The organism is Kitasatospora sp. NPDC057738 (genome assembly GCF_042798815.1).
In the GTDB taxonomy this organism is placed as follows: domain Bacteria; phylum Actinomycetota; class Actinomycetes; order Streptomycetales; family Streptomycetaceae; genus Kitasatospora; species Kitasatospora lactacystinica.
The window spans coordinates 1-6,032 of the sequence record NZ_JBHVJT010000150.1 but is presented as its reverse complement, the minus strand read 5'-3'; the positions used below and the strand labels follow the sequence as shown (position 1 = coordinate 6,032).

The 6,032-nt window shown below is 74.8% G+C and carries 4 protein-coding genes and 2 pseudogenes; 1 reads left to right on the top strand and 5 read right to left on the bottom strand.

What is annotated here, in order from left to right:
• The 4 genes and pseudogenes from ACFVGO_RS39130 to ACFVGO_RS39115 form a co-directional block, all read right to left on the bottom strand.
• Positions 1–91: pseudogene (locus ACFVGO_RS39130) on the bottom strand (pentapeptide repeat-containing protein); the annotation flags it as partial.
• Positions 92–103: 12 nt separating this feature from the next.
• Positions 104–1,735, bottom strand: coding sequence for a succinic semialdehyde dehydrogenase (locus ACFVGO_RS39125; protein ID WP_359911240.1), 1,632 nt, complete (start codon positions 1,733–1,735; stop codon positions 104–106).
• A 96-nt stretch (positions 1,736–1,831) separates the two neighbouring features.
• A complete protein-coding gene (locus ACFVGO_RS39120) occupies positions 1,832–3,592 on the bottom strand; it encodes a protein kinase (protein WP_380636925.1) in 1,761 nt (586 codons plus the stop codon).
• Positions 3,593–3,753: 161 nt separating this feature from the next.
• Positions 3,754–4,869: a protein kinase gene (locus ACFVGO_RS39115; RefSeq protein ID WP_380636923.1), complete on the bottom strand. Its 1,116-nt coding sequence runs from the start codon at positions 4,867–4,869 to the stop codon at positions 3,754–3,756.
• Positions 4,870–4,925: 56 nt separating this feature from the next.
• Between ACFVGO_RS39115 and ACFVGO_RS39110 the strand changes: the two genes are divergently transcribed.
• Positions 4,926–5,456: an SHOCT domain-containing protein gene (locus tag ACFVGO_RS39110; protein WP_359911231.1), complete on the top strand. Its 531-nt coding sequence runs from the start codon at positions 4,926–4,928 to the stop codon at positions 5,454–5,456.
• Positions 5,457–5,463: 7 nt separating this feature from the next.
• On the opposite strand, the pseudogene ACFVGO_RS39105 reads toward ACFVGO_RS39110, so the two are convergent.
• Positions 5,464–6,032, bottom strand: a pseudogene (locus ACFVGO_RS39105) (hypothetical protein); the annotation flags it as partial.

Here is a 6,032-nt window from a genome sequence, read left to right as displayed (position 1 = left end):
ACGTGAAGCGGGCCCACGTGAAGCGGGCCCACGTGAAGCGGGCCCACGTGAAGCGGGCCCACGTGAAGCGGGCCCACGTGAAGCGGGCCCACGTGAAGCGGGCCTACTTGAAGCGCAGCGCCTTGAGCGCCCGCAGGCCGGCGGTCATCACCGCGGCGAACTGCTTGTCGTCCAGGCCGAACGAGGGCGCGATCGGCATCAGCCGCTGGGTCGCGATGGTCTGCGCCTCGGTGAAGCGCAGGATGCCCTCGGCGCCGTGCCGGCGGCCCAGCCCGGAATCGCCCATCCCGCCCATCGGCGAGGCGATCGAGCCGTACGCGGCGGCGTACGCCTCGTTGACGTTGACCGTGCCGGTGCGCAGCCGGGCCGCGACCGTCCGGCCGCGCCGCAGGTCCCTGGTCCAGACGCTGGAGTTGAGGCCGTACGGCGTGGAGTTGGCGGCGGCCACCGCCTCCTCGTCGGTGTCGAAGCGGTAGACGGAGACGACCGGGCCGAAGGTCTCCTCGGCGCAGACCGCCATGTCCGGGGTGACGCCGTCGAGGATGGTCGGCTCGAAGAAGAACGGACCGAGGTCCGGCCGGGCCCGTCCGCCGGCGACCACGGTGGCACCCGCCTTGACCGCCTCGTCGACGTGCCGGGTGGTGGTCTCCAGCTGGCGGACGGAGACCAGCGAGCCCATGTCGGCGCCGTACGCGAGGCCGCCGCCGAGGCGCAGCGCCCGGGTGCGGGCGGCGAAGCGCTCCAGGAACTCGTCGGCCACCGAGCGGTGCACCAGCAGCCGCTCGATCGAGATGCACAGCTGTCCGGCGGAGGAGAAGCAGGCCCGCACGGCGCCGGCGGCGGCCGCGTCGAGGTCGGCGTCGGCGAGCACCAGCATGGCGTTCTTGCCGCCGAGTTCGAGCGAGGCGCCGACCAGCCGGGCGGCGGCGCGCTGGGCGACGTCGCGGCCGGTACGGGTGGAGCCGGTGAACGAGACGTAGTCGGCGTGCTCCACCACGGCGGGGCCGATCACCGGGCCGTCGCCGATCACGATCTGCCACAGGTCGGCCGGCAGCCCGGCCTCGATCAGCAGCTCGCGGGCCCACAGCGCGGTCAGCGCGGTCTGGGTGTCGGGCTTGTTGACCACCGCGTTGCCGGCCACGAAGGCGGGCAGGGCGTCGCCGACGGACAGCTCCAGCGGGTAGTTCCACGGCGAGATGTGGCCGACCACGCCCTTGGGCCGGCGGGCCTCGACGGCCTGGGTGAGCACCGGCAGCGCGCCGCCGCGCCGCTTGTCCCGGAGGTATCCGTGCGCGGCCCGCCCGTAGTGCCGGGCGGCCATGGCGACGGCCAGCACCTCCTCGAAGGCGTGCAGCCGGGCCTTGCCGGTCTCCGCCTGGACGAGGTCCAGCACCTCGTCCTGCCGCTTGAGCAGCAGGTCGTGGAAGCGCAGCAGGACGGCGGCCCGGCGGCGCACCGGCAGCGCGGCCCAGGCGGTCTGGGCGCGGCGGGCCAGCTGGAAGGCGACCTCGACGTCGGCCGGGGTGGACTGCGGCAGGCTGGCCAGCCGCTCGCCGGTCAGCGGGGCGACGGTCTCCACCAGGTCGGGCTCGCCGGTGGCGGTGACGCCGGTCGCCAGCTTGGCGACCAGGGACGGCGGGACGGCCGCGGCGACGGTCCGCGCGCCGCCGGGTGCCGCCGGGTTGCCCGTGCCGGGGTGTTCGGTGGCCACTGCGTCTGCTGTGAGGTCCGACATACGGCGCAGCCTAGGCGTTCGGCGCCCGGTCCGGTACCCGTCGGTAACAAGAATCTGCCGCAGTCGGGTGAAAGCGGGCGCCTCGACCGGCCCCGGTCAGCGGGTCGGGGTGAAGCTGTTGAGCACGGCGTAGAAGCGCTGCTCGGCCTCGTTCCACTCGCTGCCCCGCTCCGGGCTGGACGAGTAGATCGCGTAGCTGGTGCCGTCCTGGCTGATGAACTCGGTCTCGATCGCGCGCCGGCGGCCGCCCTCCTTGGCCAGGTAGCTGAACTCCCAGACCGCCGCCTCCTGGCCCTTCACCGCCGTGCCGGCCATCCGGTGCTGCTTGTAGTCCTTGAGCGACTTGGAGACGCTGGCCTCCATCTGCCGCATGTGCTCCAGCGGCTTGACCGACTGGCCGACGGTGACGGCGAACTGGAGGTAGTGCACCTTGCCGTCGGGGCTGTAGAAGATCTGGTTGTCGCCGGCGCTGATCCGCTGCCAGGGCGGGGTGCCGTTCGGCAGCGGGAAGCGGAAGCCGGCCGGGTCGTCGACCCAGTGGTAGCCGTTGGGCGGTGCCACCGCGGGGGTGGCGTCGCTGGTGGGTTCGGGCCCGGTGGATTCCGCGGCGGTCGGCGTCGGGTCGTTGGGGCTGTCGCCGCCGACCACGTGCCGGGTGACCAGGAAGGTGCCCGCGGCGGCCAGCAGGCCGACGGCCACCGCGATGCCGACGATCTTCAGCAGGCTGCGGCGCTTGGCCGGTCCCCGCTCGGGCGTGACGGAGTGCGGCACCGGCGCGACGGGCCCGGTGTGCGCCCGGGCAGCGGCCTGTGCGCCCCCGGTGGTATCCGGTTCGGCGGGCACGGCGGGGACGACGGGGACGGCGGGCACGGCGGGTGCGGCGGCCTTCGGCTCGGTCGGCTCCTCGGAGCCCTCGGCCGGCTCCGCCTCGGGCACCGGGCCGTCGCTGCGGTCCACCACCGGCACCGACCGGGTGGGCGTGCGCACCGCCGCGACCGACTTCAGGCCCATCGTGTGCCCGGCCTGCACCTCGGCCAGCATCCTGGCCGCCTCGTCCGCGGTGGGCCGCTCGGCCGGGTCCTTGGCCATCAGCGCGGCCAGCACCGGCCCCAGCGGCCCGGCCCGCCGCGACTCCGGCAGCGGCTCGTCGACCACCGCGGCGAGCGTGGTGATCGGCGAATCCCGCCGGAACGGCGACTGGCCCTCGACCGCCGCGTACAGCGTCGCCCCGAGGCCCCACAGGTCGGAGGCCGGCCCGGGCCGCTGGCCCTGGGCACGCTCCGGCGCCAGGTAGTCCGGCGACCCGACCAGGTCCCCCGGCCGGGTCAGCTCGGTCGAGCCCTCGTACTTCGCGATGCCGAAGTCCAGCAGCACCACCCGCCCGGTGCCGCGCTCCAGCAGCACGTTGGCCGGCTTCACGTCCCGGTGCAGCACGCCCAGCTGGTGGCCCCGGTGCAGCGCGGCCAGCACCTGGCTGCCGACCTCGGCGGCGGCGCGCGGCTGCAGGGTGCCGTCCTGGCTGATCACGTCGGCCAGCGAGCGGCCGTCGACCAGCTCCATCACGATCCACGGCCGGCCGTCCTGCTCCAGCACGTCGTGCACGGTGATCACACCGGGGTGCTTGATCCGCGCGGCCGCGCTGGCCTCGCGCTTCATCCGGGTGTGCAGGATCTGGAGGTCCTCCTCGGGCAGGTGGTTGACGGTCAGCTCCTTGACCGCGACCTCGCGGTCGAGCATCCGGTCCCAGGCCCGCCAGACGGTGCCCATGCCGCCCCGGCCGAGCCGCTCGCCGAGCTCGTACCGCCCGGCCAGCAACCGCTCCGCCTCGGCCGCCTCCGGCCGGTCCTGCACGCCCATCTGCGCCCGCTCCCCCACACACTCCGCCAGCCGTCACAGCGACGGAGGGCCTGGTGCAGACCACTGTTCGAACAAATCCCACGCACACATTAGGCGCACCTTGCCGCCCCGGGTAATCACGCCCACCCGCTGAACCGCAGGACCGGAATCCCGGCGGATCGTCAGCCCGCGAACAGCACCACCGCGACAATTCCCAGCGCGAGCAGCGCAAACACTCCACCGACCAACAGCGGGCCCAATAGGGCCGGGGGTATCCGGGGCGGCTTCGCACCGTTTCCTGCCCCGAAGTCCCCGCCGTTCCCGCCCTTTCGGGCACTCCTGCCGCCCCCGGGGCCCCCGGTCCTCCCGCCCCGCCGGCGCGGCTGCCGCGACTCCGGCGGCGCGGGCACCGCGACCGCCGCCGCCCGCTCCTCGTCGACCGGCTCCGGCGCCCCCGCCAGCAGCTCCGCCAGCTCCCCGCGCACCGCCTCCGCCGTCGGCCGCCGCACCGGATCGGCCTGCAACAGCCGCTCCACCAGCGGCCCGAGCGGCCCGCACACCACCGAGGGCTCGCGCCGCCCGTCCCGTACGGCCGTCACCAGCTCCGGCACGTTCCGCTCCGGGTACGGCGCGCGGCCGGTGACCATCCGCTGCACCAGCACCCCGAGCGCCCAGCAGTCGCCCGCCGGGCCGCCGTCCAGCGGCCAACGCTCCGCCACCGGGCCGACCAGGGTCGCCCGCACCTCGTACCGGCGCCGCCCGGCCGGCCCGCCGAGCTCCTCGGCCAGCGCCTCCTGCGCCACCCCGGCGAGCAGTCCGCCGAGCATCGCCGCACCGTCCTCGCAGACCAGCACGGACTCCGCGGTCAGGTCGCCGTGGGTCAGCCCGGCCGCGTGCAGCGCCCGCAGCGCGCCGGCCAGGTCCGCCGCCAACTCGGCCGCCCGGTAGGGCGGCAGCGGCCCCTCGGCGAGCAGCTCGGCCACCGTCCACCCGGCGGGCCGCTCCTCCACCGTCCACAGCAGCTCGCCCTCGACGAACGCGCCGACCCCCCGCAGCAGCCGCGGGTGCGCGACCGGCGCGGCCGAACCGACCGCCGCCACCCGCCGCACCAGGCGGTCCGCCTGCGCCGCGGCGGCGTCCTCCGGATCCTGCCCCACCGCCAGCAGCCCCGGCAGCTCCAGGGCGCTCAGCAGCACCGATTCTCCGGTCCGCTCGTCCACCGCGTGGGCGCTCAGCGGTCCGGGACGGTCCGTCAGCCGGTACCGTCCCGCCAGCAACAGCTCGGGGCCGCCTCGCATGCCAGTTCCTCTCGCTCGCCGACCAGCCTACTGAGCGGCTCCCTTAGGCTCGATCCATGGACTGGACCGATCTGATCGACACCGCCCTCGAGGCGTCCGGGAACAGCAGCAAGGCCAACCAGGCCGAGGCCGTCCGCGCCATGGAGGCGACCGTCATCGACGGCGAGAAACCGGTCGCCTCCACCGCCGGGCGCCACCCCGAGCACTTCCGCAAGGGAGTGCTCGTGCTGACCACCCATCGGCTCCTGTTCCTGAAGGACGGCAAGCCGCCGGTCCCGGTTCCGCTCGCCGCGGTCAGCGACGTCACCGTGACCCGCACCAAGCTCAACGGCGAAGTGCTCCTGGTGGTGGCGCTCACCGGCTCGCACCGCTTCGAGGACGTGGTCAAGGCCGAGTTCTTCGCCGAGCGGCTCCGGGCCGCCGCCCGCACCGCCCGCAACACCCCGAAGGCCCTGCCCGCCGAACCGGCCGGAGCCGCCACCGGCGAACAGCTCATCAACCAGCTCGAACGGCTGGCCGCCCTGCGCACCTCCGGCGCCCTCACCGAGGACGAGTTCACCCGCGCCAAGCAACGCCTGATCGGTTAGAGCCCGTCTACGGCGCGGGCTGGAAGCTGTTGAAGACGACGTCCCGGACCGGGGCCTGGGCGGCCCACTCGGCGTCCGGGACGATCCAGTAGATCGAGTACCCGTACTTGGCCGGGGTCCCGGTCACGAAGCCGCGGTTGAGCGAGTGCATCCTGGGCGTGCCGTTGGTCCACTCCCAGTCCGCGGCGTTGCTCCACTGCCGGTAGGTGATCGCCGCCAGGTTCAGCCGCTGGTAGTTGGTGACCTGACCGCGGACGCTCGGCTCCGACTCCTGCCAGTCGGCGACCGCGCTCGCACCGGGCGACGTGGTCCACTCGATCCGCAGCTGGCTGCCGTCCGCCGCGTTCTTGAAGATCCGCCGGTTGGCGTCGGACGAGGCCGGCTGCAGACCGTCCGGCAGCACGACCGAGAAGCCGCTCGGGTCCTTGTACTCGTGGTACCCGGCCGGCACGCCCCCCGGCGTGGGCTGCGCCGGGGTCTGGACCGGTGCCGGGGGCTGCACGGGAGCCGCCGGCGCACCGGCCGACTGCGCGGGCGCGTCCGGCACCGCGGCCGGGTCGCCGGTCGGCTGCGGCG